This window comes from Aminobacter sp. P4_D5 (genome assembly GCF_056401815.1).
This window is the reverse complement of sequence record NZ_JBFUIP010001011.1, coordinates 1-602: the sequence shown is the minus strand read 5'-3', so window position 1 is coordinate 602 and position 602 is coordinate 1. Positions and strand designations below refer to the sequence as shown.

The following is a 602-nucleotide window of genomic DNA, read 5'->3' as shown; positions in this document are numbered from 1 at the left end:
GATCCAACTGCTTTCGCCGGATTTCCGCGTGCTGGCCATTGATGTGATGGGCTGCGGCAATTCGGATCCGTTCCCTCCGGGGGCCGGGATGGAGACGCTTGCCGGCAATGTCGTAAGCGTGCTGGACGCGCTCGGCATCGGGCGGACGCATTTCTACGGCTTCCAGACCGGCAACAAGATCGGCGCCGCGCTCGCGGCGCGCTGGCCCGACCGCGTGGACCGCGTCGTGCTCGCGGGACAGTCGCACAGCCTCGTGCCGGACAAGGAACACCGGGACGCGGCGATCCTTGGCAACGTCATGCACTACTTCGGCGACCGGGGCAGCGAGGATGCGGAGCGGGTGAAGCTCTGGGCCACGGGGTTCCGGCGGATCTCGGACATCTGGTGGCATGGCTCACTGTTCTCGCCGCCCCAGGATGCCGCGCGCTTCGAGCGGGCCAGGTTGGCCACCGTCGACCGCGTCCAGGCCTTGCCCGACGCTACCAGGACCTACGAGGCGAACTTCGCCTACGACCTCGGCGCCGACCTCCGGCGCATCGCGGCCCCGACCCTGCTGATCGAGGTGGCGACGCCGACGGAGGACAAGACCATCGGCCGGCAAG

The 602-nt window shown here is 68.8% G+C and carries 1 protein-coding gene; it reads left to right on the top strand.

Going from position 1 to position 602, the window contains the following annotated elements:
- Window positions 1–602: alpha/beta fold hydrolase (locus AC1DWF_RS36370; protein ID WP_476843300.1), on the top strand; the 602-nt coding region annotated here is incomplete at both ends.